The organism is Acetobacter sp. A11-2 (assembly GCF_040208445.1).
Taxonomy (GTDB): Bacteria; Pseudomonadota; Alphaproteobacteria; order Acetobacterales; family Acetobacteraceae; genus Acetobacter; species Acetobacter oryzoeni.
Window position 1 is genome coordinate 155,172 of the sequence record NZ_CP157843.1, and the last position, 24,543, is coordinate 179,714.

The 24,543-nt window shown below is 60.8% G+C and carries 29 protein-coding genes and 1 pseudogene; 21 read left to right on the forward strand and 9 right to left on the reverse strand.

From position 1 onward, the window contains the following. Positions 1 to 37: 37 nt before the first annotated feature. The 9 genes from ABNV41_RS00795 (at position 38) to ABNV41_RS00835 (ending at position 6,520) form a co-directional block, all read left to right on the forward strand. Positions 38 to 256, forward strand: a complete 219-nt coding sequence (locus tag ABNV41_RS00795) for a transcriptional regulator domain-containing protein (protein ID WP_349934850.1) — start codon at positions 38 to 40, stop codon at positions 254 to 256. Positions 257 to 275: 19 nt separating this feature from the next. Continuing rightward, positions 276 to 824 (forward strand): DUF2285 domain-containing protein, encoded by a 549-nt coding sequence (locus ABNV41_RS00800; protein WP_349934851.1) that lies wholly within the window; start codon positions 276 to 278, stop codon positions 822 to 824. Positions 825 to 1,044: 220 nt separating this feature from the next. Further along, positions 1,045 to 1,296 (forward strand): AlpA family transcriptional regulator, encoded by a 252-nt coding sequence (locus tag ABNV41_RS00805; protein WP_078527163.1) that lies wholly within the window; start codon positions 1,045 to 1,047, stop codon positions 1,294 to 1,296. A 13-nt stretch (positions 1,297 to 1,309) separates the two neighbouring features. Then, positions 1,310 to 2,389, forward strand: a complete 1,080-nt coding sequence (locus tag ABNV41_RS00810) for a replication initiator protein A (protein ID WP_408871365.1) — start codon at positions 1,310 to 1,312, stop codon at positions 2,387 to 2,389. Next, positions 2,386 to 2,883 (forward strand): DUF2840 domain-containing protein, encoded by a 498-nt coding sequence (locus tag ABNV41_RS00815; RefSeq protein WP_349934853.1) that lies wholly within the window; start codon positions 2,386 to 2,388, stop codon positions 2,881 to 2,883. Before ABNV41_RS00810 ends, ABNV41_RS00815 begins: the two co-directional genes overlap by 4 nt. Then, positions 2,880 to 3,437 (forward strand): S26 family signal peptidase, encoded by a 558-nt coding sequence (locus tag ABNV41_RS00820; RefSeq protein ID WP_349934854.1) that lies wholly within the window; start codon positions 2,880 to 2,882, stop codon positions 3,435 to 3,437. The genes ABNV41_RS00815 and ABNV41_RS00820 overlap by 4 nt, the downstream gene beginning before the upstream one ends. 1 nt (position 3,438) lies before the next feature. Continuing rightward, positions 3,439 to 3,777, forward strand: a complete 339-nt coding sequence (locus tag ABNV41_RS00825) for a DUF736 domain-containing protein (RefSeq protein WP_349934855.1) — start codon at positions 3,439 to 3,441, stop codon at positions 3,775 to 3,777. A 4-nt stretch (positions 3,778 to 3,781) separates the two neighbouring features. Next, positions 3,782 to 4,498, forward strand: coding sequence for a lytic transglycosylase domain-containing protein (locus ABNV41_RS00830; protein ID WP_349934856.1), 717 nt, complete (start codon positions 3,782 to 3,784; stop codon positions 4,496 to 4,498). 282 nt (positions 4,499 to 4,780) lie between these two features. Beyond that, positions 4,781 to 6,520: a VirD2 family relaxase/mobilization nuclease gene (locus ABNV41_RS00835; protein WP_039733993.1), complete on the forward strand. Its 1,740-nt coding sequence runs from the start codon at positions 4,781 to 4,783 to the stop codon at positions 6,518 to 6,520. Between the two features lie 13 nt (positions 6,521 to 6,533). Here ABNV41_RS00835 and ABNV41_RS00840 read toward each other — a convergent pair whose 3' ends face one another. Both ABNV41_RS00840 and ABNV41_RS00845 read right to left on the reverse strand, forming a co-directional pair. Further along, positions 6,534 to 6,962 carry a type II toxin-antitoxin system VapC family toxin gene (locus ABNV41_RS00840; RefSeq protein ID WP_349934857.1) on the reverse strand — a complete coding sequence of 143 codons (429 nt, stop codon included), beginning with the start codon at positions 6,960 to 6,962 and terminating at the stop codon, positions 6,534 to 6,536. Beyond that, a complete protein-coding gene (locus tag ABNV41_RS00845) occupies positions 6,962 to 7,216 on the reverse strand; it encodes a type II toxin-antitoxin system Phd/YefM family antitoxin (protein ID WP_010517990.1) in 255 nt (84 codons plus the stop codon). The genes ABNV41_RS00840 and ABNV41_RS00845 overlap by 1 nt, the downstream gene beginning before the upstream one ends. A gap of 288 nt (positions 7,217 to 7,504) precedes the next feature. Here ABNV41_RS00845 and ABNV41_RS00850 point away from each other — a divergent pair, with 288 nt between their 5' ends. From ABNV41_RS00850 to trbG, 10 genes are all read left to right on the forward strand, one after another. Next, complete coding sequence (locus ABNV41_RS00850) at positions 7,505 to 9,496, forward strand: conjugal transfer protein TraG (protein ID WP_010517992.1); 1,992 nt, start codon at positions 7,505 to 7,507, stop codon at positions 9,494 to 9,496. Positions 9,497 to 9,503: 7 nt separating this feature from the next. Beyond that, complete coding sequence (locus ABNV41_RS00855) at positions 9,504 to 9,950, forward strand: hypothetical protein (protein WP_010517994.1); 447 nt, start codon at positions 9,504 to 9,506, stop codon at positions 9,948 to 9,950. Positions 9,951 to 10,095: 145 nt separating this feature from the next. After that, complete coding sequence (gene trbB, locus ABNV41_RS00860) at positions 10,096 to 11,100, forward strand: P-type conjugative transfer ATPase TrbB (RefSeq protein ID WP_082770880.1); 1,005 nt, start codon at positions 10,096 to 10,098, stop codon at positions 11,098 to 11,100. Beyond that, a complete protein-coding gene (locus ABNV41_RS00865) occupies positions 11,097 to 11,465 on the forward strand; it encodes a TrbC/VirB2 family protein (protein WP_034933525.1) in 369 nt (122 codons plus the stop codon). Before trbB ends, ABNV41_RS00865 begins: the two co-directional genes overlap by 4 nt. Continuing rightward, positions 11,465 to 11,743, forward strand: a complete 279-nt coding sequence (locus ABNV41_RS00870; RefSeq protein ID WP_007397919.1) for a VirB3 family type IV secretion system protein — start codon at positions 11,465 to 11,467, stop codon at positions 11,741 to 11,743. Before ABNV41_RS00865 ends, ABNV41_RS00870 begins: the two co-directional genes overlap by 1 nt. A 15-nt stretch (positions 11,744 to 11,758) precedes the next feature. Beyond that, positions 11,759 to 14,212, forward strand: coding sequence for a conjugal transfer protein TrbE (gene trbE / locus ABNV41_RS00875; RefSeq protein ID WP_349934858.1), 2,454 nt, complete (start codon positions 11,759 to 11,761; stop codon positions 14,210 to 14,212). Next, positions 14,209 to 15,012: a P-type conjugative transfer protein TrbJ gene (gene trbJ, locus ABNV41_RS00880; RefSeq protein WP_034933520.1), complete on the forward strand. Its 804-nt coding sequence runs from the start codon at positions 14,209 to 14,211 to the stop codon at positions 15,010 to 15,012. Before trbE ends, trbJ begins: the two co-directional genes overlap by 4 nt. Positions 15,013 to 15,017: 5 nt before the next feature. After that, positions 15,018 to 16,445 (forward strand): P-type conjugative transfer protein TrbL, encoded by a 1,428-nt coding sequence (trbL, locus tag ABNV41_RS00885; protein WP_034933517.1) that lies wholly within the window; start codon positions 15,018 to 15,020, stop codon positions 16,443 to 16,445. A 5-nt stretch (positions 16,446 to 16,450) separates the two neighbouring features. Then, the gene (gene trbF, locus ABNV41_RS00890) at positions 16,451 to 17,134 is read left to right on the forward strand and encodes a conjugal transfer protein TrbF (RefSeq protein ID WP_007397923.1); all 684 of its coding nucleotides are present in this window, start codon (positions 16,451 to 16,453) and stop codon (positions 17,132 to 17,134) included. After that, positions 17,131 to 18,132: a P-type conjugative transfer protein TrbG gene (gene trbG, locus ABNV41_RS00895; protein ID WP_007397924.1), complete on the forward strand. Its 1,002-nt coding sequence runs from the start codon at positions 17,131 to 17,133 to the stop codon at positions 18,130 to 18,132. Before trbF ends, trbG begins: the two co-directional genes overlap by 4 nt. 10 nt (positions 18,133 to 18,142) lie before the next feature. On the opposite strand, the gene ABNV41_RS00900 is transcribed toward trbG, so the two are convergent. Next, on the reverse strand, positions 18,143 to 18,292 hold the full coding sequence (locus tag ABNV41_RS00900) for a hypothetical protein (RefSeq protein WP_259328758.1): 150 nt from the start codon (positions 18,290 to 18,292) through the stop codon (positions 18,143 to 18,145). On the opposite strand from ABNV41_RS00900, the gene ABNV41_RS00905 reads away from it, so the two are divergent. Next, positions 18,291 to 19,328, forward strand: a complete 1,038-nt coding sequence (locus tag ABNV41_RS00905) for a TrbI/VirB10 family protein (RefSeq protein WP_408737385.1) — start codon at positions 18,291 to 18,293, stop codon at positions 19,326 to 19,328. The two genes, ABNV41_RS00900 and ABNV41_RS00905, sit on opposite strands and share 2 nt — an antisense overlap. Further along, the gene (locus tag ABNV41_RS00910) at positions 19,325 to 19,564 is read left to right on the forward strand and encodes a DUF2274 domain-containing protein (protein ID WP_007397926.1); all 240 of its coding nucleotides are present in this window, start codon (positions 19,325 to 19,327) and stop codon (positions 19,562 to 19,564) included. The genes ABNV41_RS00905 and ABNV41_RS00910 overlap by 4 nt, the downstream gene beginning before the upstream one ends. A gap of 1 nt (position 19,565) precedes the next feature. On the opposite strand, the gene ABNV41_RS00915 is transcribed toward ABNV41_RS00910, so the two are convergent. From ABNV41_RS00915 to ABNV41_RS00940, 6 genes and pseudogenes are all read right to left on the reverse strand, one after another. Beyond that, positions 19,566 to 20,210: a LysR family substrate-binding domain-containing protein gene (locus ABNV41_RS00915; RefSeq protein ID WP_228120804.1), complete on the reverse strand. Its 645-nt coding sequence runs from the start codon at positions 20,208 to 20,210 to the stop codon at positions 19,566 to 19,568. Positions 20,211 to 20,294: 84 nt separating this feature from the next. Continuing rightward, a pseudogene (locus ABNV41_RS00920) lies at positions 20,295 to 20,486 on the reverse strand (LysR family transcriptional regulator); the annotation flags it as partial. 179 nt (positions 20,487 to 20,665) lie between these two features. After that, entirely contained in the window at positions 20,666 to 21,556 is an 891-nt protein-coding gene (locus ABNV41_RS00925) for a CopD family protein (RefSeq protein ID WP_130732930.1), read from the reverse strand. Continuing rightward, entirely contained in the window at positions 21,553 to 21,930 is a 378-nt protein-coding gene (gene copC / locus ABNV41_RS00930) for a copper homeostasis periplasmic binding protein CopC (protein ID WP_143221965.1), read from the reverse strand. The genes ABNV41_RS00925 and copC overlap by 4 nt, the downstream gene beginning before the upstream one ends. 99 nt (positions 21,931 to 22,029) lie before the next feature. Then, entirely contained in the window at positions 22,030 to 23,370 is a 1,341-nt protein-coding gene (locus ABNV41_RS00935; protein WP_349934859.1) for an aminotransferase class III-fold pyridoxal phosphate-dependent enzyme, read from the reverse strand. After that, positions 23,367 to 24,542: a methanobactin export MATE transporter MbnM gene (locus tag ABNV41_RS00940; RefSeq protein WP_143221966.1), complete on the reverse strand. Its 1,176-nt coding sequence runs from the start codon at positions 24,540 to 24,542 to the stop codon at positions 23,367 to 23,369. Before ABNV41_RS00940 ends, ABNV41_RS00935 begins: the two co-directional genes overlap by 4 nt. Between the last annotated feature and the right edge of the window lies 1 nt (position 24,543).

Consider the following 24,543-nt stretch of genomic DNA (forward strand, 5'->3'; position numbering starts at 1 on the left):
CCCTATTGCCGCATGGGGGACAGACAGGGAGGCCCGCATGCCGACATCCTTCTGGCGTTCACCGGAACTGCGCGACCATATCAGCCGCCTGGACCGCTCCGGTTTCGCCGTCGAATTTCTCCGTCGTAACACCACCTATCGCCGCGATTATGCCCGCCTGCAACGGCGGATCGGCCGTCGGGGCGTGGATTCCGCTGCCGAGTGCGCGGCGTTCGCACGGCGCTGGGGGCTCTGCTTTTGTTCATGCGCCCGATGAACCCGCCCGTCAGGGGCGCATGGTCTGGCGGCCCGAGGTTTCACCGGCCACGCTGATTCTGACACCCGCGCCATCGGATTTCGCCACCGTGACCCCGATCAATCCGGCGGTGCTCGGAACCATCCTGGCCCGTCATGATGCGGAAGACGACACATGGCGGGTGATCGGTGACGCGGCGGGCGAACTCTACCTTCGGCTTCTGAGCCCGCTGGCCATAGGCCGCCCCGCCGTGCTTCTGCCGATGGATGACGCCGCCGAACTGCGTCTCGACGTGGCGCTGCGTTTCTTTCGCAGGCAGCGCGGCCAGCGCGTTGGCCTGCTTCCACGCGCCCTCCAGCTCACCCCGCTGCAACGCGCGCGACAGATGCTGCTCCTGCTCGCCTTCGATATTCACGAAGCGGGCGGTACCACCCGCGATATCGCCATTGCGGTCAATCGTTCATGGCAAGCCGCTTTACCAGCGGTGGAATGGCGCAACACGGCGGCGCGTCGCCATGCGGAGCGCCTGCTTCTTGACGCCCGAAACCGGGTCAGTGGCGGCTATCTGGATTTTTTACGCGGGCGATAACACAACCGGTTTTTGCTCCTTCGCGCTGCGTTTTCCCATCTGTTCAACGCTGCCCTATGCCCGGCTGCGCCCGGCATCTCCGGCATACGCTCCGACGCGCGGGGGTGGACACTGACCTCGAAAAATCTTCGTCCACCCTCAACGCCCGCTTTCTCCGCCACCGTCATCCCGATCCGCCGCATCATTCCTGCGGCGCTTCGAGACCAGATGGAGGCATACCATGCTCGACAGACACGCGCCGTCACCGGCACGCTACCTGCGCACACATCAGGCCGCGCAGATTCTTGGCCTTTCTCCCCGCACGCTGGAAAAATACCGCTGCCATGGCAGTGGCCCGACCTTCCGCAAGCTTGGTGGTCGTGTCGTCTATCTGATCGACGACCTCGACGCCTGGGCTGCCGCCAGCGCCTGCCGGTCCACCTCTGATCCGAATTACGACGAGGCCCGCTCTGCCGGCCTTGATCGCCGGTGAGGGGAGGATGGACATGCAGGCCCGCCATACCCTCACGGCCAGCGAGCGCAGCAGGCTCCTGCCGTTCGTTGTCGCCAGCGGCGAGATCAGCCCGCGCGACCAGCGCGATCTGATGGAGCGACCGTTTTTCTCTCTGTCCAAAACGAAGCGCACCACGCCAATCCTCTACGCGGCAGGGGACACGCGCGTTGAGGTGTTCGGGATGCCCGAGCACGGCATGGCGACGATCTGGGACGCTGACGTGCTGATCTGGGCTGCCAGCCAGATTGTCGAGGCTGAAAATCTCGGCCTGACAACGTCACGCTTCCTGCGCTTCACCCCCTACCAGTTGCTCACCGGCATTGGCCGACAGACCGGGGCGCGGGATTATGGGCTGCTCAGGGCGGCACTTGCCCGGCTCCAGTCCACCGTAGTCGCTACCACGATCCGCAACGGCCAGAACTGGCGACGGCAGCAGTTTTCCTGGATTACCGAGTGGGAAATCTGCGCCAGCCGGAACGGTCGCGCCGCTGGTATCGAGATCGTCATTCCGGAATGGCTCTATCGTGGCGTGATCGACCGGTCGCTGGTGCTGGCCATCGACCCGACCTATTTCCGGCTGACCGGTGGCATTGAGCGCTGGCTCTACCGTGTCGCCCGCAAACACGCGGGTCGCCAACCTACCGGCTGGACTTTCGAGATCGGGCATCTGCACCAGAAATCCGGCAGCCTGATGCGTCCCTCGGACTTTGCCATTCAGATCCGGCGAGCCGCCGCCAGCCAGACCTTGCCAGGCTATCGCCTGAACATTGAGCGTGCTGGCGCGCGTGAGTTGCTGCGCATCCTGCCAACTGACTTATCCACACATCCTGTGGATAACTATGTGAATGGTATCGGGACTTCACACGCATCCACTATCGGGACATCACACGCAGGACTATCGGGACTTCACACGCACACACCCCAGCTAAGTCTTTGGCCTGAAACGGCGATTCCGGCCCTTAACTTATCTAACTTAGAATCTAACTCTTATGTTGATGGGAAGCGCCGTTCTGCGGATAACCCTTTCTGCCCGTCCATTGCCCCCTTCAAGGGGCCGGGAGACGGGCCATGACCCGGTACTCTCGCATCTCCCATCGGCATCCGGCGGCGCTGACACATGTCGAACTGACCTGGATCGATAGGCGCATCGAACACTGGCTGCGCTTCGGGCATTGCAGTGACGAGCAGATACTCGATGACCGCCGCCGCATTTCCAGCTTTGCGCCAGGAAGTGTTTTCGCCTTTGTGCGCTGGGCGTCCAATGACCTCGGTATCACCGTCTCCCGGCTGGATATCGTGCGCGCGGTCAGGGCTGGCGAAGTGTTCCAGACTTTGCCGTTCGTGCGTCCCGGCGGCGAAATCCTCCTGCGTGTCGATAGCTGGCCAAGGGTCGAACATGTGCTCCGGTCGGTCGATGCCATTGAGGCACTGGGTCTCGATCCGGCGGATGCAGCGCCCGAATACTGGCGGCATCTGCACCATCGCATCACGGCCGGACATGAGCCGCGTGCCTATACGCGCGAGCAGCATTCAGCATGGCTCAAGCGACGGCAGGTGACGTCATGACCCGGCGTGGCTGGTTCTTTGCGACTTATTTAGCCGTGCTCGGTGTGGGCGCGTCGATGGTCGTTCATCCTGCGCCACGGCTGATCTGGAACGAGACGGCGAGCGTGCCCGTCGGGCTCTACCGATTGCATAGGAACCCCACACCGCATGTCGGTGATCTGGTCGCCGTCCGTCTGCCAGCGCGCGAGGCGATGCTGCTGGCAAAACGCGGCTACCTCCCTCTCGGTGTGCCCCTGCTCAAGCCTGTAGCGGCTATCGCAGGGCAGTCCGTGTGCCGTACCGGGCAGCGCGTAACCATCGACGGGCACTTCGCTGGCGACGCGCAATCCCTCGATCACCGGGGCCGTCCATTGCCCGTCTGGCAGGGGTGCCAACACCTCGCTCCCGGCCAGGTCTTCGTCATGAACCCGGCTGAGCCACGCAGTCTCGACGGGCGATATTTCGGCCCGTTGTCCGTCTCCACCGTCATCGGACGCGCAACGCCAGTCTGGCTTCCGTCCGGGAGCCAGCAATCTGTCGACGTGATCTTCACTCCATCCACGAAAGGGCAATGAGATGACTCAGATTGGTCTTTTCACGCGCACGAAAACCGGCTTTGCCGGGCGCATCCGCACCCTCACCGTGGCGCAGGATATCCTTCTCGTTCCGGCCGAGTTTTCCGACGCCGAACATGCCCCGGATTACCGCATCCATCTCACCGATGCCGATGGCCCGGAGGTTGGTGCTGGCTGGAAACGCACCGGCGAGCTGGCTGGTGAATACATCGCAGTAGCCCTCGATGACCCCGCCTTTGCACAACCGATCCGGGCCAATCTCTTCCGTGCCGGTGGGGAGCGTGCGGTCTGGGTGCTGAACTGGACGCGTCCGTCACGGCGTGTTGAACGCGGGGAATGAGACGATGCGACGCGCGTTTTTCCTCGCTGTCGGCGTTACTGCGATCAGTGCATCGGGTGCCATCGATCACGCACGGGCGGCGTCGGTTTCAGTGCCTGCTGACACCGATCCGTATGCCGCCGTGATCGCTGAAGCCGTGCAGCGCTTCGACATTCCCGCGACGTGGATACGGGCTGTCATGAGCGCTGAGAGCGGTGGTGATACTGGCGCTATTTCATCGAAAGGCGCGCTCGGACTCATGCAGATCATGCCCGCGACCTGGAGCGACCTTCGTGCCCGCTACGGCTTGGGAAACGATCCGTTCGATGTGCATGACAATATCCTCGCGGGCGCTGCGTTCCTGCACGAGATGCACGATCGGTACGGCTCGCCGGGTTTCCTGGCAGCCTATAACGCCGGGCCGGGGCGCTATGAGGACTACCGTGATCGGCAACGTCCGCTGCCACCCGAAACGCGCGCCTATGTCGCCGGATTGCTGCCCCTGATCGGTCAGGGCGGTGCTGAATCGTTGCTACCGGTTTCGCATCCCGATCCGCTGTTCTGGACTCATGCGCCGATTTTCGCCGTGCAGTCGGACGATGCGGGGCAGGGCGTTCCGGCTGCAATGAAGCTGCCGTCGAAGGATGTTCGAAGTGACATCATGGCGCATGGTCTTGCGCCTGTCAGGCCGCTTTCCGGTGGGCTTTTTGTCGCTTCTTCCGCATCGGTGGCAACGCCATGAATACGCGTCCAGGCATCCTTCTTCCTGCCGGTTTGCGTTGGTTCGCGCAGGGCGATCGGGCCAGGGGCCAGCATCGCGGATCGGGTGCTGGCAGGGGTGAACAGGCGCTTTGGGGCATGGGGAATGAGAGGCGAGATAAAAGGGCGCACATTGCGCCTCGGTTGGGGTGTCGGTTTTCCTGCGTTTTTTCGTTCTTTCAGCAATGTTTCCTCTTCTTTGGCAATGTTTGCCGACCCTGTTTTCCTTTGTTGCACCAGCCTTTTTCGCACATTGGAGGGTCCAATGGCCCGCGAGAATGACTTCCGGCCCCGTCTGGGTCGCATCCGCTCGCCGCGCGCCCAGCGGCTCAAGCCCTTCGTCGCCCAGGCCCTTGCTTCGGCCCAGCGTGCCGGTGGCGGCGGGTTCCGCTCGGGCCGCAACGGCAGTGGTTCCCGTTCGTCCTTCGGGCGTGGCCGCATCGCGGCAGCCAGGGCCAATCGCCTGCTGACCAGCCGAGCCCGCCGCGTGACCGTCAAGGCCCGTGTCGTACGCCATAGCGGGCGCAAGGCGCCGCTCGCCGCCCATCTGCGTTACCTGCGCCGGGAAGGGGTCACGAAGGACGGTGAGAAGGCACGGCTCTTTGGTCCCGGCATCGACGATGCCGACCCGAAGGCGTTCGCCGAACGCTGCGAGGACGACCGTCACCATTTCCGTTTCATCGTCTCGCCCGAGGACGCGCCCGACATGGCCGACCTCAAGGGCTATGCCCGCGAACTGGTCGGGCAGATGGAAAAAGACTTCGGCACGAAACTGGACTGGGTGGGGGTGGATCACTGGAACACGCAGCACCCCCACGTCCATATCCTCGTGCGCGGTGTAGCCGAGGATGGCAGCGACCTTGTCATCTCGCGGGATTATATCAAAGACGGGTTGCGCGCCCGTGCCCAGGATCTGGTGACGCAGGAACTCGGGCAGCGCAATGACATCGAAATTCACCGCGCCCTCGAACGTCAGGTCGATGCCGAATACTGGACCCAGCTTGACCGGCAGCTTCAGCGCGATGCGGGGCGCGATGGCGTCATCGACACGGCGCCTTCGCCTGGTGAGCAGCCCGATCCGTTCGGGGCATTGAAGGTCGGACGCCTGCGTCGGCTGGAAGGGCTTGGTCTCGCCCATCAGGTTGGAGAGGGGCAATGGTTGCTGGATGAGACGGCCGAGGCGACGCTGCGTGAACTGGGCGAACGCGGCGACATCATCAAGCGCATTCACCGTTCCCTGGCCGAGCGCGGGATCGAGCGGAGCACGTCGAGTTATGTGCTGGCGGGCGAAAGCCTGGATGTTCCCGTCATCGGCAGGCTGGTTGATCGTGGTCTGGACGATGAACTGAAAGGCACGGCCTATGCGGTCATCGACGGCGTGGACGGGCGTACGCATCATATCCGCTTTCCCGATCTCGATGCGACCGGGGACAGTGTAATGGGTTCGGTGGTGGAACTGCGCGCCTTCGATGACCGGAAGGGGCAACGGCGTGTGGCGCTGGCTGTGCGGTCTGATCTGTCGATCGAGGATCAGGTGATGGCGCGAGGGGCCACCTGGCTCGACCGGCAGGCAGTGGCGCGCGACCCTGTTGCATTGGGGCAGGCGGGCTTTGGCGCCGAGGTCCGTGAGGCGATGGAGCGCCGGGCGGAGCAACTGATTGAGCAGGGTCTTGCCGAACGTCACACGCAGCGGGTGGTTCTGGCGCGCAACTTGATCGGGACGCTCAGGGACCGGGAGGTCCGGGAAGTTGGAGAGCGGCTGGCCGTCGAGACGGGACGGACATTCAGCCAGTCGGGTTCGGGGGAGTATGTCACCGGCACCTATCGTCAGCGCATGGTGCTGGCCTCGGGTCGCTATGCGATGATTGATGACGGGCTTCAGTTCCAGCTTGTGCCCTGGACGCCATCGCTGGAGAAGCAGCAGGGCAGGCACGTCTCCGGTGTCGCGCGCGACAATGGCGGGATTGACTGGAGCTTCACCCGGAACAGGGGGCTGGGTTTGTGAACCAGCGCTCCTGTCAGTCCGGCTGGGGTTCCCACGGGTTGAGCAGGGGGACACCGCATGGCAGGAAATCCGCGACGTTGCGGGTCACGACCGTCTTGCCATGAACCAGCGCGGTCGCGGCGATGAGGGCATCACGTTCCGAACGGGGATCGGGGACATGGAGCCGGGCGCAGCGCAGGGCTACGGATGTATCGACGGGAAAAATACGCCCTTCGAACGCAGGAAGGACATACTGTTCCAGCCAGGTCCGCAGGATCGTGCCAGTGGCTCCGTCGCGGCGCTCCACGCGCAGGATGCCGTTTTCCAGTTCCATGACGGTGATGGCGGAGAGATACAGATCTTCTGCCTCCACGCTATCCGCCCATGCCGCGACATTCGGGTCGGCTTTCCCGGCACGGATTTTTCTCAGTTCTGAAACGACGTTCGTGTCCAGCAGGAACATCAGGAAAAATCGGCCGGGCGGAGTGTGATATTGGCGCGAGGCGGATCGAATGCGATGTCCGCAGCTTCCGGCATCGCCAGAGCGTCCGCGATCTTGCGCGGATGGTGTGTCAGACGGCGGTATTCCTCAATACTGAGCAGGACATGGGCCGTGCGTCCCCTGTCGGTGATGAACACCGGTCCCTCGGCCGCCGCCTTCTTGGCCCGGCTGGTGTCCTGGTTGAACTCGCGGCTTGAAAGTGTGGTGATGCTCATGTCCGGCCTCCAGACTGCAATGTAGGAACATTACTACATAATGAGAGGGAGTGCCAGAAAATCCATGTCTGGTCGGGGTTCGCATCATCGTTGGCCGCAGCACCCGTCCAGCCACAAGACCCGGTTATCATTCGACTCCCGCGACCTTCGCTCAATGTGATGACGGTCTGGGCCGCACCGGACAAGTATTTTTTCCCTGCCATGCGCCGGGATGCGACGACGCGGGAAAAGCCCTTGCGGAACGGAAAATGGCCGCCCGACCTGTTCCTGCGCAAGGAGGAATCGAAAATGCCGGGAACCAAAATTCAATGGGGACAGGTCGCGGTGGTCCTGTCCATTGTCGTCCTGTCCTGGTGGGCCGCGACCCAATGGACGGCCTGGGAACTGGGCTTCCAGCCTGAACTCGGTCGGCCCTGGTTCGTGCTGTTCCATCACTGGTCGGTCTACGCGCCGCCGCTGTTTTTCTGGTGGTGGTTCGAATTCGACGCCTATGCCCCGAACGTCTTTGCGCGCGGGGCGTGGATGGCCGGATCGGGTGGGGTGCTGGCTTTCGCCGCCGCCGTGACGCTGTCGGTCCATCGCGCCCGTGAAGCCAGGAAAATCGAAACCTACGGGTCGGCACGCTGGGCGGACCCGGACGAGATCGCGAAAGCCGGGCTGCTTGACCCGGATGGGGTGGTGCTTGGCCGGTATGGCAAGGCCTATCTGCGCCATGACGGACCGGAGCACGTCCTGACCTTTGCACCAACGCGCAGTGGCAAGGGTGTCGGTATGGTCATCCCGACGCTTCTGACCTGGCCTGGCTCAGCTATTGTCCACGACATTAAGGGCGAGAACTGGGAGTTGACGGCGGGATTTCGCGCCCGTTTCGGTCGCGTCGTGCTGTTTGACCCGACCAATGCGATCTCGTCCGCCTATAACCCGTTACTGGAAATCCGGCGTGGAGAGTGGGAAGTCCGCGATGCCCAGAATGTCGCCGATATCCTCGTGGACCCGGAAGGCAGTCTGGAGAAGCGCAATCACTGGGAGAAAACCTCACACTCCCTGCTTGTCGGCGCCATCCTGCATGTCCTCTATGCCGAGCCAGACAAAACCCTCGCCGGTGTCGCCAATTTCCTGTCGGACCCGAAGCGCCCGATCGCCACCACGCTGTCGGTCATGATGCGGACAAACCATCTGGGTGAGAAGTGGCCACATCCTGTTGTTGCATCGGCCGCGCGCGAGCTGCTGAACAAATCGCCCAATGAACGCTCGGGCGTGCTCTCCACTGCCATGTCCTTCCTTGGCCTGTACCGTGATCCGGTGGTGGCGGAAGTCACCCGGCGCTGCGAATGGCGCATTGCCGACATCGTTGGAGGGGACCGCCCAGTGACGCTTTACCTGACCGTGCCCCCCTCGGATATCAGCCGCACCAAGCCATTGATCAGGCTGGTGCTGAACCAGATTGGCCGTAGGCTGACGGAAGACTTGGAGGCTGCGGCACAGCGACGGCGCCTGCTACTGATGCTCGACGAATTTCCGGCCCTCGGGCGTCTGGATTTCTTTGAATCGGCGCTGGCTTTCATGGCGGGCTACCGGATCAAAAGCTTCCTGATCGCCCAGTCCCTCAACCAGATCGAACGGGCTTATGGGCCGAACAATTCGATCCTCGACAACTGCCATGTCCGGGTGAGCTTCGCCACCAACGATGAGCGGACGGCGAAACGTGTGTCTGACGCGCTTGGGACTGCCACCGAGATGAAGGCGATGAAGAACTACGCGGGGCACCGGCTTTCGCCCTGGCTGGGCCATCTGATGGTTTCGCGCTCGGAGACGGCACGCCCGCTGCTGACGGCGGGAGAAGTCATGCAGCTCCCGCCAGCGGACGAGATCGTCATGGTCTCCGGTCTCTATCCGATCCGCGCGAAGAAGGCCCGCTATTTCGAGGATGACCGCTTCCGCGAGCGCGTTCTTCCTCCGCCTGATCTTCCGCGCCCGAAAGATGGCCGTCCCGACGACTGGAGCACGCGACCGTTGCCGCCACGCCCACCGGCGCCGGATGCCGGGGCGGAGCCGACGGAGGACGAGGGGGATGAAGACCCGAAACAGTCTGCCCGCCGCCGTCAGCCAGAACTGGGTGAGGGAACGGTCGAGAAGAAGGAGCCGATGGAAAATGAATTCGCACCCGACCCGACTGACGAATTCGACGACATCGCGCCCCGTAACAACCGGATGAACGATCTCATGCGCGGTGTGGCCCGGCAGGCATCGCTCGACTGTGGCGACGAGCTGGAACTGTGAGGAAAGTATGGTGATGGCAAAAAAGAAAGCCCAGATCTCCGTCTATCTCGACCCTGATGTGATGAAGACCCTCTCCGCCTATGCCGCGCGACGTGCGCAGCCGATGTCCCTGATCGTGGAGGCTGCCGTCGCTTCCTTTCTGTCGCCCGACGGGGAGGAGCGCCGCGAGGCTGCAACATCGAAGCGCCTCGACCGGCAGGACCGGCGTCTTGCGCGGCTGGAGCGCGATATCGGCATCACGGTGGAGACCCTGGCGCTGTTCATCCGCTTCTGGCTCACCACGACCCCGCCCTTGCCTGAACCGGCTGCCAGGGCAGCACGGGCGCAGGCCGGGGCGCGTTACGATAATTTTGTCTCGGCCCTCGGTCGCAGGCTGGCCCAGGGACCGAGACTCCAGCAGGAAATTCCAGACGATGTTTCCGATCCTGCCTTACAGGATGAACCGGATTCGTAATTTCCGCACCCTGCAAGTATTTTTGCCCTACGTTTCCCCACCGCCCTACGACGCATGAATTCCTGTTGAACCGCGTGGTTTCCTGCCTTTCTTAATTGCCCCGTTGCTGTCCGCGCATCGTGTTCGGCTCATAGCGGGGAAAATCATGTCAGTTTCCAGCATCCATGAAAGGGCCACGGTACGCGGCATGTCCATGCTGCGCACGGCGATGGGACCGGCGATTGCCCGGCACCTCGCTGATCCTGCCATTGTCGAGGTGATGCTCAATCCCGATGGCAGGCTGTGGATCGACCGCCTGTCCGAGGGGCTGGGCGATACCGGCGACAGGGTTACGCCGGCCGATGCCGAGCGCATCGTACGCCTGGTCGCGCACCATGTCGGGGCGGAGGTGCATGAGGCAGCACCGCGCGTATCGGCGGAACTGCCAACCGGTGAGCGGTTCGAGGGATTGCTCCCGCCCGTCGTGACCGCCCCGAGTTTCGCCATCCGCAAGCCCGCCGTGGCCGTGTTCACCCTCGACGATTATGTCGCCGCCGGAATCATGACGGTGGGGCAGGCGGTATTTCTGCGCCGCGCGGTCGCGGAACGGAAAAACATCCTGGTCGCCGGCGGGACATCGACCGGCAAGACCACGCTGGTCAATGCGCTGCTGGCCGAGGTCGCGAAAACCGGTGATCGCGTCGTGCTGATCGAAGATACGCGGGAACTGCAATGCACAGCCCCCAATCTGATCGCCATGCGTACAAGGGATGGTGTCGTAACCCTGTCCGAACTGGTGCGGTCCGCCCTGCGCCTGCGGCCCGACCGTATCCCGATTGGTGAGGTGCGCGGCCCCGAGGCGCTGGACCTGCTGAAAGCATGGGGCACCGGCCATCCCGGCGGTATCGGTACACTACATGCCGGATCAGTGCTCGCGGCCCTGTATCGGCTGGAACAACTGATCCAGGAGGCGGTGGTCACAGTGCCACGCGCCATGATCGCGGAAACCATCGACGTCATCGCGGTCCTGTCCGGACGCGGCACGGCCCGCCACCTGTCCGAACTGGCAGAAATCGATGGCCTAGATCCCGTGACGGGTGCCTATCGCATCCGTCCGGTCAGCTTCTCGTCTCCCGAAACATCCTGCTCTGCCAATGGAGAGTCATCATGAGGCCGCCTTCACGTCTGCGCGCCGTCGTGTGCGCTGTCGCACGTCCTGACTGGCATGTGCGGGATCTCCGTGTATTCGGAACGTCCCTGTTGCTGTCGTTTGCTTTCGCGTCGTCGGCATGGGCGTCAGGATCCAGCATGCCGTGGGAAACCCCGCTCAACGAGATTCTGGAATCCGTGCAGGGACCGGTCGCCAAAATCATCTCGGTGATCATCATTACCGTGACCGGCCTGACGCTGGCCTTCGGGGAAACATCCGGCGGGTTCCGCCGCCTGATCCAGATTGTCTTTGGTCTATCCATTGCTTTTGCCGCGTCCAGCTTCTTCCTGTCGTTCTTTTCGTTCTCCGGTGGGGCGCTGATCTGATGGCCGTGGGATATGACGATGATGCCGTGCCGGGCTTCCATGTCCCGGTGCATCGCTCGCTGACCGATCCCATCCTGCTCGGTGGTGCGCCCCGCGCCGTTGCCATCGCCAACGGCACGCTGGCGGCAGCGATCGCCCTTGGTCTGCGGCTGTGGCTGATCGGGGCCGCATTCTGGATCGTCGGCCATGGGCTCGCGGTCTGGGGTGCGAAACGCGATCCGGTCTTCATCGAGGTGGGACGACGGCATCTCCGTTATCCCGCCTGGCTTCGTGCGTAGAGGGAGGACAGGGCCATGATGTCCCTTGGCGAATATCGCAACCGAAACTCCCTGCTGTCTGATTTCCTGCCCTGGGCCGCGCTGGTCGAAAAGGGCGTCGTCCTGAACAAGGACGGCAGTTTTCAGCGCACCGCAAAAATACGTGGTCCCGATCTCGATAGCGCAACACCAGCGGAACTGGTCGGTGTGACCGGAAGATTGAACAATGCGCTCCGTCGCCTTGGCTCAGGCTGGGCGGTGTTCGTGGAAGCGCAGCGCGTCCCGGCGACACTCTATCCTGACGGTGACTTTCCCGACGCAGCCAGCCAGATGGTCGACCTGGAGCGCCGGGAGCAGTTCGAGGATGAGGGCGCGCATTTCGAGAGTCGGTATTTTCTGACCCTGGTCTGGCTGCCACCGGCGGAATCATCAGGTCGCGCCGAGCGTTTTCTCTATGAAGGCAGGGAACGCGATGGTCCCGATCCGCATGGCATGCTCCATACGTTCGTGGACCGCACGGATCGGATGCTGGCCTTGCTGGATGGCTTCATGCCCGAGGCGGCATGGCTGGATGACGGTGAGATGCTGACTTATCTGCACAGTACCATCTCCACCCGGAACCAGCGGGTCCGGGTGCCGGAAATTCCGATGCATCTGGATGCCCTGCTGGTGGACCAGCCGCTTTCGGGTGGTCTGGAGCCAAAGCTGGGCGATGCCTTCCTGAAAACCCTGACCATTACGGGTTTCCCGTCGCGGACTTTCCCCGGAATCCTGGACGACCTGAACCGGCTGGCCATGCCCTATCGCTGGTCCACCCGCGCCATCCTGCTGGACAAGACCGACGCCACCAAGGTGCTGACGAAAATCAGGCGCCAGTGGTTCGCAAAGCGCAAGAGTATCGCAGCCATTGTCCGCGAAGTGATGACCAATGAGGCGTCAGTTCTCGTGGATAACGATGCCGCCAACAAGGCAGCCGATGCCGATCTGGCGTTGCAGTCGCTGGGCGCGGATGATGTCGGGCAGGCTTACATCACGGTCACGGTGACGGTGTGGGATGGCAGCGCCAGCATAGCGGCGGAAAAACTTCGCCTCGTGGAAAAGATCATTCAGGGCCGTGACTTCACCTGCATGGCGGAAAGCCTGAACGCGGTGGAGGCGTGGCTGGGATCTCTGCCGGGGCATGTCTACGCCAATGTGCGGCAGCCCCCGGTCTCGACCCTGAATCTGGCGCACATGATTCCGCTTTCCGCCGTGTGGGCAGGGCCGGAGATGGATGGGCATTTCAAGGCCGCACCGCTGTTTTATGGCAAAACGGCAGGGGCCACGCCGTTCCGGTTTTCCCTGCATGTCGGCGATGTGGGTCATACGCTAATCGCGGGACCGACCGGGGCAGGTAAATCCGTGCTGCTGGCGCTCATGGCGCTCCAGTTCCGTCGCTATGCGGGATCGCAGATTTTTGCCTTCGATTTTGGCGGGTCGATGCGCGCGGCAACGCTGGCGATGGGAGGCGATTGGCGCGATCTCGGGGGTGGACTGACAGATGCCGATCTGTCTGGAGAAGAGGGCAGCGGCGTATTACTTCAGCCGCTGGCGCGGATCGATGATCCGGATGAGCGCAAATGGGCCAGTGAATGGCTCGGTCAGATCCTTGTCGGCGAGGGGGTGGCGCTGACCCCGGAGGTGAAGTCTCACCTCTGGTCGGCTCTGAATTCGCTGGCATCGTCGCCTGCCCGTGAGCGGACCCTGTCCGGCCTGGTCGCGCTTCTCCAGTCCAACGCCCTGAAGCAGGCGTTGGCGCCCTACTGCCTCGGTGGTCCCTACGGCCGCCTCCTGGATGCGGATGCCGAGCGTATCGGGGATGCCGATGTGGTGGTGTTCGAAACCGAAGGTCTGATCGGCTCGGGCGCGGCCTCCTCCGTTCTGTCGTACCTGTTCCACCGCATCGAAGGCCGTCTGGACGGCCGGCCGACCCTGCTGGTCATCGATGAGGGCTGGCTGGTTCTCGATGACGGGGATTTCTCCGGCCAGTTGCGAGAGTGGCTGAAAACCCTGCGCAAAAAGAACGCCAGCGTCATCTTCGCCACCCAGTCCCTGTCGGATATTGCCAATTCCCGCATTGCTCCGGCGGTGGTGGAAAGCTGCCCGACACGGATATTCCTGCCTAACGAGCGGGCGATCGAGCCGCAGATCATGGCGCTCTATCGGGATTTTGGCCTGAACGACCGACAGATCGCCATCATCGCGCGGGCCGCGTCGAAGCGGGACTATTACTGCCAGACGCAACGCGGCAATCGCCTGTTCGAACTGGGGCTCGGGCCTGTCGCACTCGCCTTATGCGCAGCATCAGGGAAGGACGATCACAAGCTGATCGATGCAGTGCTGGCGGAACACGGCCGGGACGGTTTTCTCCTCGCGTGGTTTGACGCGCGGGGCGTGTCATGGGCGGCGGATCTGTTGCGCGACGATCGCGGGGCGGAGGACGTGCCATGACGGAAAGACATTGCCAGCTTCGGACCGATTTTTTTGCGCGTGTGAGAGAAAAACATTTCCATCGCACTGCTCTTGTCGCCTCTGTTACGCTGGCATTCGGTGCAACGTTCGACCTTTCACGACCGGCCCGTGCCCAATGGGCGGTCTATGATGGGGCGAACCACGTCCAGAACGTGCTGATCGCGGCCCGCACGCTTCAGCAGATCGACAACCAGATCACATCTCTTGCCAATCAGGCGCAGATGCTGGTCAACCAGGGCCGTAATCTGGCGAGCCTGCCACTGTCGACATTGTCGACGCTGCAATCAACGATTTCCCAGACAACAGCCTTGCTCGCGCAGGCACAGAACATCGCTTATTCGGTGACCTCGGTCGAGCAGCAATACCAGCAGGCGTACACCTCAATCTCGTCCGGCATGTCAGACAGTGCCCTGTTCAGCCAGGCACAGACACGGTGGCAGAATTCCGTGGGCGGGTTCGAAGATGCCCTGAAGCTTCAGGCTCGGGTGGTAGGAAACATCCCCAGCGACAGTTCGGCCATGACCCAGCTTGTCTCTTCCAGCCAGACCTCCACGGGCGCGTTGCAGGCGGCGCAGGCAGGAAACCAGCTTCTGGCGCTACAGTCCCGTCAGTTATCCGACATTCAGGCCGAACTTGCTGCCAATGGCCGCGCCACAGCCCTGCAACAGGCGCGCGATGCTGCGACGGAAGCGGAAAGTGAAGCTCAGTATCAGCATTTTTCACAGCATGACGCCTATGTGCCCGGCACGGTGTCCATTTTCGGCAGCAGCGGGAACTGACCGCCATGGCGATGGGCAATGTGGGCGTTATCGACACTTTCCTGAATACCTTCACCACCACCATCGACAGCGGCTTCGGTCTGGTGAAGGGGAATGTGATCTCACTAGCAGGAACACTGTCCGTGCTGGATATGGCGCTGGCTGGCCTGTTCTGGGCCTGGGCTGCTGATGAGGACATCATCCAGCGTCTGGTGAAGAAGACGCTCTATATCGGATTCTTTTCCTTTCTGATCAGCAATTTCTCCAGTCTGTCGAAGACCGTCTTTGACAGTTTTGCGGCCCTTGGCCTGAGAGCCGGTGGCGGCAATCTGGCACTCGGAGACTTCCTGCGGCCCGGCCGACTGGCATCCACGGGTTTCGATGCAGCCCAGCCGCTTCTGGATTCAGTCCATAATCTCCTTGGTCCTGTCGCCTTCTTTACGAACTTCATTCAGATCTTTGTGCTCTGTCTGTCGTGGCTGATCGTGCTCGCGGCGTTCTTCATTCTGGCCGTGCAGCTTTTTGTTGCCCTGATCGAATTCAAGCTGACCACGCTGGCGGGTTTCATCCTGATCCCCTTCGCCCTGTTCAGCCGCACCGCCTTTCTGGCGGAAAAGGTGCTGGGCAATGTCGTCTCGTCGGGTGTGAAGATCATGGTGCTGGCGGTCATTTCCGCTATCGCGTCGGTTCTGTTCGCCCAGTTCTCAACCTCCTACGGCAGCGACGTTCCCACGATCGGGCAGTCCGTCTCGGTGGTGCTGGCCTCCCTTGCAATTGTCGGCCTGTCCATTTTTGGCGGCAGCATCGCCAATGGGCTGATTTCCGGCGCACCGCAGCTTGGCGCGGGAGCGGCAGTCGGTACCGGCATGGCGGTTGGCGCCATGGGTGCTGCTGCGGCGGCCGGTGTCGGGGCTGTTGCTTCCGGTGGTGCCGCAGCCCTCGGCGCCACGGCTGCCGCCGCGCGGGGAGGGGCCGCGATTGCCGGGGCTGCTACCTCCGCCTATTCGGCCGGAGCCGCAGGCGCGTCTGGCGGCGCGGGCAGCATGGCCGCCGGGATCGGAGGCATGGGCCGGGCCGTCGGTGGAAATGTCGCGAATGCCGTCAAAGGGGCGGCTTCGCGTGCCGGTTCATCCCTCAAGGAAAGCTATGCCGCCGGTGGACGCTGGGCCGCGCGCGGGATGGGGGAGGGAGGCGAAGGCGGAGCCGGGGATAACGGACCGGCACCTTCTGGAGGCGGTGGTCCTGCCGGAGAAGGGGATGGCCCCACGGGTGGCGGCCCTACCGGTGAGGGTCCGTCTGGTGGAGATGGTGGCGGTTCCGGCGAACCGCCCCGCTGGGCTCAGAAGATGAAGCGCCGCAATGCCGCCGCTCATGCTGCTGAGGCCGCCCATGTTATCCGCTCCGCCGATGGCGGGGGCGGATCTTCCTCCATCGATCTGTCGGAAAAGGAATGAGGACGATGTTCCGTCGCTCCACCACCCGCTACGGGACCACGCCCGAGCCTGTCACGCCCTATCAGAAAGCCGCGCAAGTCTGGGACGAGCGCATCGGCTCCGCCCGTGTACAGGCCCGTAACTGGCGGCTGATGGCGTTCGGCTCTCTGCTTCTGTCCGCAGGCCTTGGCGTAGGGCTGGTCTGGCAGTCCGCGCGCGGTACCATCACGCCGTGGGTCGTGCAGGTCGATCGGCTGGGGCAGGCGCAGGTCGTGGCCCCCGCGATAGCGGGCTATATGCCCGCCGATCCGCAGATCGCTTGGTATCTGGCGCAGTTCGTTCATGACGTGCGCGCTCTGTCGTCGGACCCTGTGGTGGTGCGGCAGAACTGGCTACGCGCCTATGATTTCACCACCACGTCGGGCGCTCAGGCGCTTAACGATTATGCCCGCCTCAATGATCCGTTCTCGCGCATCGGGCATGAGCAGGTCGAGGTGGACATCGCCTCGGTGATCCGGGCGTCTCCCGGCAGCTTCCGTGTCGCCTGGAGCGAGCGCCATTACCGCGACGGCGCGTTCACCGGCACCGAACGCTGGACCGCCATCGTGTCGGTCGTTCTGCACACGCCACGCGATGCCGACCATCTCAGGAAAAATCCGCTCGGAATCTACGTCTCCGCCATCAACTGGTCGAAGGAGCTTGGTCAATGACGCGCTTCATTTTCGCAGCCCTTCCTGTGGCGCTGCTCTCGCTTGCCGGTTGCGCGGGCAGTTACCATCCGCCCGTCATCCGGTACGATGACGCCGCGCGCGCGACGAGAATTCCCGATCCACCGAAGCCCGTGCAGGTGGTGGAGGTGCCACAGCCACTTCCTCTGCCGGGCCAGTTCAAGCCACTGCCGTCACGACGCACGGCCCATCCGGTCCCCGAGGTTACTGATCCGACCACGCGCGTGACCCAGGCTAATCTGGCGGCGCGCATCCAGCCGACGCGGGCCGGTTTCATCAATGCGGTGCAGGTCTATCCCTATTCTCCGGGTGCCCTCTATCAGGTCTATACCTCGCCAGGCGAGATCACGGACATCATGCTCCAGCAGGGTGAAAAACTGGTGGGCACCGGCCCAGTTGCTGCTGGGGATACGGTGCGCTGGGTCATCGGTGACACCGAAAGCGGAGAAGGGGCGACCAAACGCATTCATATCCTGGTGAAGCCGACCCGGCCGGATCTGACCACTAATCTGATCATCAATACTGACCGACGGACTTATCTGGCGGAATTGAGGTCAACACCCCCCACATACATGGCGTCGGTCTCGTGGAACTATCCCGAGGACGATCTGATTGCCCTGCACCGGCAGGACGACGCGGCCGATGACTCTGCCCCAGTGGACGCGGGGCTGAATCTCGATACTCTGAATTTCCGCTATGCCATCCAGCCGGTGAAAGGCGGCACGCCGCCCTGGTTACCCGGCCGGGCCTTTGATGACGGTCACAAGGTCTATATCGCTTTTCCATCCGGGATCGGGCAGGGGGAACTGCCGCCGCTCTTCGTGCTGGGGGCGGATGGCGGCCCGGAACTGGTCAATTACCGGGTGCGGCAGAACTGGATGATCGTGGATCGGCTGTTCGCCGCCGCTGAACTGCGGCTGGGCGATAAGCATTCCGAGCAGCGGGTGCGCATTGTCCGCATTGACGGCAGGAAGTCATGACCGGGCAGGCTCACACAGTGGGAGAAAATTCTGCGGCTCCGGCCACAGGGGGAAATTCCGCAGCATCACCGCCGCCACCTGATCTGCGTCTGCGGACGGAACGACCGCGTGTCGTGCGGCTTTCCCGCACCGTGGTCTGGTCGCTGGGCGGGGTTGGCATGATCGCGGTGGCCTTCGCGCTGGGCTATGCCCTTCAGGCAAGCCATCGGGTGTCATCCACGCCTGCCGCGCAGGACGCGGATGTGCGTCCCTCTGCCGACGGGCTGGCGGGACTGCCGTCCGACTATGTCGGCAAGGATGTGCCGAAGCTGGGACCAGCGCTGCCCGGTGATCTGGGGCATACCATCCTCCACGCACAGGAGCAGGGAAAGGCAGCCTCGGGTGGCGACGACCGCCGTGCCGCGCAGGAGGTCGAGGCCGCAATCGCCAGCAAATTGTTCGTGCAGACGGGAGAACGCGACCGGGGTACCGACCAGGCAACTCCGCCCACATCGGGTGCATCTGCGTCCCAGGCAAATCCATCTTCTTCGACCGACGCCCAATCAGGCAACCGTGCCTTTCTGGCAGGCCAGCCTGACCGCGCGACGACCAGCCCGGATCGCATCATGCCGTCAGCTTCGCCTTATATCCTTCAGGCGGGCACTGTCATCGCGGGGGCGCTGAACACGAAAATCAGCTCTGACCTTCCGGGTCAGATTACTGGCCATGTCACGCAGAACGTCTATGACAGCCCGACCGGTCGTTTCCTGCTGATCCCGCAGGGAAGCCTGCTGTTCGGGGCCTATAACAGCGGCATTTCTTTCGGGCAGCAGCGTACCCAGATCATCTGGACCCGGCTGATTTACCCGAACGGCGAGAGCCTGGTGCTGGAAAAACTGCCCGGTGGCGACGCCATCGGCCAGTCCGGCCTGTCCGATGAAGTGAACAACCACTGGGGCCAGCTTTTCAGGGCTGCCATCGTGACCACGCTCCTGAGCGTCGGATCAGAGGCCGGAACCAGTCAGAGCGAGAACAATCTGGCGCAGGCCATCCGTTCTGGGGCCAGCAATGGGTTTTCCATGGTTGGTAACCGGTTGGTTGATCGCAGCCTCAACATCCAGCCGACCCTAACCGACCGGCCGGGGCTGCCTTTCACCTTGATCCTTAACCGCGACCTTGTCCTGCAACCTCGCCACGCAAAGGAAACAGCACCATGACAACGCTGCGCATCACTGAAATTCCGGATGAAAAGCCGGTCCGCATGCCCGTGGACTTACCGGCGGACCTCCATCGTGATCTGGTGACTTACGCAGCACTGGTCAGCCAGAATGGTCAGCCCGTCGATCCAACCCGTCTCGTGCCGCACATGATCCGTGGATTCATTGCATCTGATCGAGCTTTCGCGAAGCTTAAGCGTGCGCGAGCTAAGCAGATAGTAAGCAGAGAAACTTAGTCTATTCGAGATTCTGCTTTCCCAAGAAAACAAGTATTTTATGTGCGACGGTCGACAAATTTCTATCGCGCCATCCAATGCCGTAATCAAGATGTGAAAAACCGTCGCCGTCGCGCACTTCTAGCACAGTTACCTGCTCAAGGATCGTACCTGGAAAAAATGCGAGCCAGCCAGCCGGCATGAGCGTAATACCATGTCCGTTAATGACGAGAGCGATCGTCCGCAGACTTATGATTTCTTCCCTACACACTGTTGGTAGAAAGCCAGCAATGCTTGCTTTGCGTTTTAACAGTGTAGACATGTCCTCTCCTGTATCATCGTTACCGAAGACAAAAGTTTCTTCCCGTAAATCGCTCCAACATGTCGTGACAGACGAAGCAAGAGGATGGTTTGTCGGTGTCACAGCGACAATTCGATCGCTCCACAGTGGTAAGGTAGCTGCGCAAGATTCGTTCAGCGGAAGGGCTATAATTACTAAATCAACGATACCGTCGAAAAGAGCCGAAATTACATCTCTCTTGGATACGTCACGATATATAAACGAAATACCGGGATAAAGAATTCTATACGGTTCGATGAAGGCCGACACCCGTCCTGGCGGTACATTACTTTGTATTCCTATTGATACGATACCGCTTTCACCCAAGGCGCATCTCCGAGTATATTCATAAAGAGCATTTGTGTCGTGCAACAGAGCCTCAGCTTGTCGGAGGAATGCTTCGCCGACTGGCGTAGGCGTTGTGCCAGATGATGTCCTGCGGAAAAGCTGAATTCCGACGCGCTCCTCAAGTAGCCGAAGTGAACGACTGACTGCGGACTGTTTGGAATTTAGAGCGCGTGCCGCGCCATGGATGCTTCCTTGAAGAGCAATTGCGCATACGCATTGCAGTTCCCGTAGATCAAGAGGAGGGTGTCTTACCATTCCATTTCTTTCCTCTCATACAAATTAAAATTCGACAGTTTGTAGTGTGAGTGTTGTAACGCACAATAATATAATTTATGTATACATGAAAAATATAATGTAATATTTATATATTTCTTATATACCACAATTAATACCTAGATATATTTATTCGCATCTATAGATATGCGCGCATGACTCTAGTTTGTAGGTAGAGATAAGGTTGTCGGGTCCATTCGCCCAGCAACGGCAACAATTGCAATAATAGCAGCAGAAAATGCAATTTCGGCTATTGTTCCGCGTTGAAGATATTTAAGGCTGGCCGTAATGTTTCTCTTCTGTCGTAGATTTCTTACGTAAACATAGCGGTTGACGCAGGCGATACAGACCATACCGCTCGTTAATCCCAGCTTGAGAATGAGTAGTGTAGAATAGACAGTGAAATGCTTCGGCCATCCGCCCAGGATGTTCAGGCCCAGTCCAGAGCCGGTAAGCAGGACCAAAGGCACCGCGATATGTCCCGCAGCCGAATACCGTGCTAACGCCATTTGCATGGAGCGATCCCACTTCTTTTTTCGTGTATCACTGACAAGCATGGCAACGGGGATGAGGCCCCCGCACCAGAAACCACCTGCAAGCAAATGCACGGCCTGGAAGAACATCGCGCCCATACCGATCATGCGCACGTGACCTGTCAAAGCTGTCGCCGTCAGAAGCAAGCATGCGGGTATGACCGACAGGAGCGCGCCGCATTTACGCCAAGTTAGAAGTAGAAGACAGACACCAGCTACGGCCTGAATGATCCACGCCTGTCCAATGGTGGTGTCAACAAGCACGGCTTTGCTTAAAGTCGGCGAGAAGGCATCCTGCCACCCATCTCCGACCTCGGAGACTTCGGCTGGCAGTGTTGCAATGACTATTACTGTCGTAAAAACGCTCCCCCATGCCCAAAACTTTCTCAGGCGGGCAGAGAGTGCGATTCCGAGGTCGCGCGGAGCCAGCCACCCTGCAAAAAGCAGGCTACCTGTAAGAAAGAGCGCCAGGCTGTCTCGTGCGGCGCGACATAGGATCAGGAAAGCATCCGGTGTCATCGGTTAGTAACTGTGAACCCGTAGACGCCGTGAGTCTTGTGTCCATCGACGGCAAGGGCGTGCCAGGTTACGGAATATCGTCCAGGCACGAGGTCAATTTTGAGCGGGATCGTCAGAGTCTTGCCGTCATCCGACAGGGCAACGTTTCCTGTTTCTATAACATTACCCTTGGGGCCAGTGACAACGACGCCGGTGAGCTTGACAACTACTGCTTCAGTAAAGCCTAGCGTCAGGCTCTGCGGTGCCGTTCCCGTGCTATCCGCAGCGGGTATTTCGGCGTTCAGGTGGGCATGTGCATAGGCAGGGTCCGCCATCTGCAGAACGAAGTTCCCTGCGAGACACATAGAGGCAACGATTTTACGGATAGAAGTCATGTTTACTTTCCTCGCTTGGTGTGAATTACAGCAGAAAGACAAATATTTTCAGAGAAAAAAGTCTCTTATTGACCAACGAAAGGGATACCTTCGACGCAGCTATGCTGTTGGAAACAGAATAGTATTGAAAGCTTTCGTCATGCGTTGCTCAAGCTCATCAATGTCTTTTTTAGAAATAATGAGAGGAGGTGCTAAAATTATGCTGTCGTATGAGATTCTTATCAGGACGCCGTGTTCCATACACGCTTTCACAACTGACCGTTTTATGTCTCTCTTCTCATCATTTCGGAAATCAAGCTCCCTGTAGCTACAAAATCCGACTTCAATCGCGCTTAATAATCCGATTGTCCGTGTGGATCGGACCAGCTCGTGTGCCGCAAGTTTCGAAATCATCTTTATCCAATGTTTCGAAATATCCTGAACATGATCTACTATTCTTTCATCCTCGTAGATTTTTAGCGTTTCAAGGGCGACGGCAGCGGCAACAGGATGTGCGTGATATGTGCCGCCATGATGAAACCCATGGTGCATAATCGAGCAGTCCACCAATGCGGAGTGAAAATCATCATTCATGACGACCGCCGAAATCGGTTGATAGGCCGCTGAAAGCCCCTTCGATGCGACGAGGCAGTCGGGAGTCTGGTTGACGGTCTGGCTTCCCCACATCTTTCCGGTTCGACCGAAGCCCGTCACGATTTCATCGAAATAAAGAGGAATATCGCGCATCGACAAGACGTTGCGTATTGCTTCAAAATATCCTTCCGGCGCTGGGTACATGCCGCCAGCAATCGAGACTGGCTCGCAGAGGAAGGCCGCGATATTTTCGGCACCCGTGTGATCTATCAGTTCTGCCAGTTCCCGAGCCAGGCGATGTGCATAATCTTCTTCTGTTTCTCCAGCCAACGCGTCACGTGGCCAGCGGGGTTGCGCAGCATACAGAATATCGTCACCCGTCAGATCGAATGAATTGATAATGCTTTCGATCCCGCCAAGTCTCGTGGCAAATATCGTCGATCCATGGTAGCTCCCCCGACGCGTGATTATTTTATGCCGTTTTGGATTTCGTTGTTTATTGATATACCAAGTCGTTTTAATGAGAGTTTCGATAGCTTCCGATCCGGTTGTGGCGAAAAGAACGTGAGCGTCCGGTATCGGCGCTGCCGCGCTGAGCGCGTCCGCAAGCGCGTGGACGACAGGGACCGTCCGGTTTAGCGCGGTGGGATAGACTGGCAGCTCTCGCATCTGGCGTGTGGCGGCTTCGATCAGGCGTTCATTATGAAAGCCGAGCGTAGCGCAAAACAGTGCCGACACCGCGTCGATATAGTCTTTACCCGAAGAATCGAAGACGAAGACACTAGATCCAGATACCATATCGACGCCTGATGACATGGCGGAGTTGCTAAGATGCGATAAGCCGTACACCAGTCGCGAAGTCATCATTGTGCGCCTTTACCAGAGGGAGAGGCTGAGGGCAGAGCCAAAGGGCAGGTCTTTCCCGGATCTGAGAACGCCGGGTTGGTGAGGAAGCTCTGATCCGTCAGGGAGTTCAGGAAGGCGATCACGTCCGCGATCTCCGCCTCGCTGATATCGAACGGCTCTATGAACTGGTCGCGCAACGGGTTCTCTCCGTGTGGCCCTGTCGCCGACCGACCTCCCTTCGAGTAATGTGCTGCCAGCACGTCGTGCAGCGTGGCGATGGAGCCATCATGCATATAGGGACCCGTCAGAGCGACGTTGCGCAGGCTTTCCGTGCGGAATTTCCCCTCGTCCTCGGCATTGCCTGTCACTGTCCGCAGCCCGTGATCACTGGCAGGATAGGCCCCCTTGCCGTCCTCGTTATACAAGCCGGTATTGTGAAAGCCTGTTTCTGGAAAGGGCATGTTAGCCGCGCGGATATTGTCGGTCAGATTCAGGCCATTATGGCAATGCGAACATTCGAGCTTCTCGCCGAAGAAGAGCGCCTCGCCTCGTTGCGCGGCCGGGGACAGCGCCGTCTTGTCGCCATGCAGCGAGTGGTCGTAGGGACTGTCGAAGGACAGCAGCGTGCGCTCGAAGGATGCAATCGCCTTCGTGACCGTGGAGAGTGTGATCGCGCCCTTCGCCTCGGGGAAGGCGACACGGAACAGGCGCGCATAGCAGGGATCATCCGAGAGCCGGGCGAACAGCGCCTTTTCCTGGCCGCCCATGCCCAGCTCGACCGGTTGGTCGCTGAACATCGGGATCAGCATCTGCTTTTCCAGAGTGGTGAGCTGTGGATTGGCCCAGGTGTAGCTCGGCAGATAGGCTACGTTCGCCAGTGGCATCGGCGTGCGTAGTCCCGGCTCGCCATGCGCGCCTACATGCGTCGGGACACCAGAGGCAAAGCCCAGTTTCTGGAGATGGCACGACGCGCAGGCGAGCGTCCCATTCTCCGATAGCCGTTTGTCATAAAACAGCCGCCGCCCCAGTGCGACCTTCTCTGCCCTCATCGGATTGTCGGACGGGACGACTGGCGCAGGCGCCCAGGAGGGGATGTCCCAATGCCACGTCGTGGGCCGGGTTGCGGCCGATAGAAGCAGCGCCCCCCCACCCAGAAGGGCCATCTGGAGAACTTTGCGAAATAACGTGCGCATC